At 69.7% G+C, this 2,509-nt stretch carries 4 protein-coding genes; all 4 read left to right on the top strand.

All coding sequences use genetic code 11. The annotated features are described in order from the left end of the window. Nucleotides 1–32: 32 nt before the first annotated feature. Nucleotides 33–104, top strand: coding sequence for an SEC-C metal-binding domain-containing protein (locus GPA_RS20545; RefSeq protein WP_156791098.1), 72 nt, complete (start codon nucleotides 33–35; stop codon nucleotides 102–104). A 7-nt stretch (nucleotides 105–111) separates the two neighbouring features. Next, a complete protein-coding gene (gene prfB / locus GPA_RS00310; protein WP_015538612.1) occupies nucleotides 112–1,203 on the top strand; it encodes a peptide chain release factor 2 in 1,092 nt (363 codons plus the stop codon). Between the two features lie 14 nt (nucleotides 1,204–1,217). Next, nucleotides 1,218–2,057: a transketolase gene (locus tag GPA_RS00315; RefSeq protein WP_462486140.1), complete on the top strand. Its 840-nt coding sequence runs from the start codon at nucleotides 1,218–1,220 to the stop codon at nucleotides 2,055–2,057. Further along, the coding region (locus GPA_RS19690) for a transketolase family protein (protein WP_041238664.1) at nucleotides 2,050–2,509 on the top strand (460 nt) is incomplete at its 3' end. The genes GPA_RS00315 and GPA_RS19690, both read left to right, overlap by 8 nt.

The following is a 2,509-nucleotide window of genomic DNA, read 5'->3' on the forward strand; positions in this document are numbered from 1 at the left end:
TCGAGAAGGACAAGGACGACCCCTTCGCGAACGTGGGCCGCAACGACCCGTGCCCCTGCGGCTCGGGCAAGAAGTTCAAGAAGTGCCACGGCGCGAACCAGTAGGACGAACATGGCAGACAGCGAACACGATATCGAGCATATGGCCGCGCGCGTGACCGACGCGCACGGCTTCCTGCACATCGACGACAAGACGGCCGAGCTCGCGAAGCTCGACGAGGAGATAGCCGCCCCTGGGTTCTGGGACGATGCGGCGCATGCCCAGGGCGTCTCGAAGCAGGCCTCGAACCTGCGCGAGACCATCCGCGAGTACGACGAGGCTGCGGCGCTCTTGGAAGACGCCCGGGCGGCGCTCGAGCTGGCGGGGGAGGACGAGGCCTTCGCCGCGGAGGCCGACGACGCCCTGGCGCGCCTGTCCGACCTGCTGGACGCGCTGGAGATCACCTCGTGGTTCTCGGAGCGCTTCGACGGCGGCGACGCCATCCTCACGGTGAACCCCGGCTCCGGCGGCCTCGAGGCCCAGGACTGGACCGACATGCTCTACCGCATGTACGTGCGCTACGCCGAGAAGAAGGACTGGAAGGTCACGATCCTCGACGTGGTGCCCGGCGAGGGCATAGGACTCGACAAGGCCACCATCCAGATCGAGGGCCGCAACGCCTTCGGCATGCTGAAGAGCGAGAACGGCGTGCACCGTCTCGTGCGCATCAGCCCCACCGACGACAAGAAGCGCCGCCACACCACGTTCGCCGGCGTGGAGGTGCTGCCCGTACTGCCCGACGACATCGAGGTGGACCTCAACCCCGCCGACGTGCGCGTGGACGTGTACCGCTCGAGCGGCCCCGGCGGCCAGTGCGTCAACACCACCGACTCCGCCGTGCGCCTCACGCACATCCCCACGAACATCGTGGTGACGTGCCAGAACGAGAAGTCCCAGCTCCAGAACAAGGAGGCGGCGTTCCGCGTGCTCAAGGCGAAGCTCTACGAGCGCGAGGAGCAGAAGCGCGCGCAGGAGCTGGCCGAGCTGCGCGGCGACCGCATGGACAACACGTTCGGCAGCCAGATCCGCAACTACGTGCTCTACCCCTACCAGATGGTGAAGGACGTGCGCAGCGGCGTGGAGACCGGCAACGTGGACGCCGTCCTCGACGGCGATCTGGAGGAGTTCGTGATAGGCTACCATAAATGGAGGGTGTCCCAATAATGGAAGGAACCGGTATGACCGAGCTTGAACGGCGGGCGAACGACATGCGCGCCGACATCGTGCGCATGATCGCGGAGGCGGGGAGCGGGCACCCCGGCGGGTCGCTGTCGTGCGCCGACATCCTGGCGGCGCTGTATTTCGGCGGCGTGCTGGAGCACGACCCCCGAGAACCCGGAGTGGGAGGGGCGCGACCGCTTCATCCTGGCCAAGGGTCACGCGGCGCCGGCGCTCTACGCCGCGCTCGCGCAGGCGGGCTACATCCCAGCGAGGAGCTGGCCACGCTGCGCAAGCTGGGAAGCCGGCTGCAGGGCCACCCGGACTCGAACCAGGTGCCCGGCGTGGAGGTGTCCACGGGCTCGCTCGGCCAGGGCCTGTCCATCGCGGCGGGGGCCGCGGCCGGCTTGAGGCTGGACGGCGCCCCCCAGACGGTGTTCGCCCTGCTCGGCGACGGCGAGTGCCAGGAGGGCCAGGTGTGGGAGGCCGCCATGTTCGCGGCGCACCGCAAGCTGGACAACCTCGTGGCCATCGTCGACCGCAACGGCCTGCAGATCGACGGGCGCACCTGCGATGTGTGCGACCCCGGCGACCTGGGCGCGAAGTTCGCGGCGTTCGGCTGGGACGTGGACGAGGTCGACGGCCACGACCTGGACGCCCTCGTGGCGGTGCTCGGGGCCGCTAAGGCCGGCCGCGACGGCCGGCCGCACGCGGTCATCGCCCGCACCGTCAAGGGCAAGGGCGTGCCGTTCATGGAAAACGAGGCGGGTTGGCACGGGAAGGCCCCGAACGCCGAGCAGGCCGCCGAGGCGCTCGCCGCGCTCGAGGGCGATGCGGGGAAGGAGTCGAGCCGTGGTTAAGCTTGCAGACGGGGCCCAGGCCCAGCAGAAGAAGGCCACGCGTGCGGCCTACGGGGCGACGCTCGCCGAGCTCGCGTCCGAGGGCGTGCCCGTCGTGGCGGTGGATGCCGACCTCACGGGCTCCACGACCACGAAGAAGCTGGCCGACGCCGGCTTCGCCGACCGCCTGTTCAACTGCGGCATCGCCGAGCAGAACATGGTGGACGTGGCGGCGGGCCTGGCCATCACGGGGCATGTGGCCTTCACCGGCTCGTTCGCCGTGTTCGGCACCGGGCGCGCCTACGACCAGATCCGCAACACGGTGTGCTACTCCAACCTGGACGTGAAGATCGCCCCCACGCACGCCGGCATCTCGGTGGGCCCCGACGGCGGCAGCCACCAGATGCTCGAGGACGTGTCGCTCATGCGCGGCCTGCCGAACATGCGCGTGCTCGTGCCGGCCGACTACGCCG

Source organism: Gordonibacter pamelaeae 7-10-1-b, assembly GCF_000210055.1.
GTDB lineage: Bacteria > Actinomycetota > Coriobacteriia > Coriobacteriales > Eggerthellaceae > Gordonibacter > Gordonibacter pamelaeae.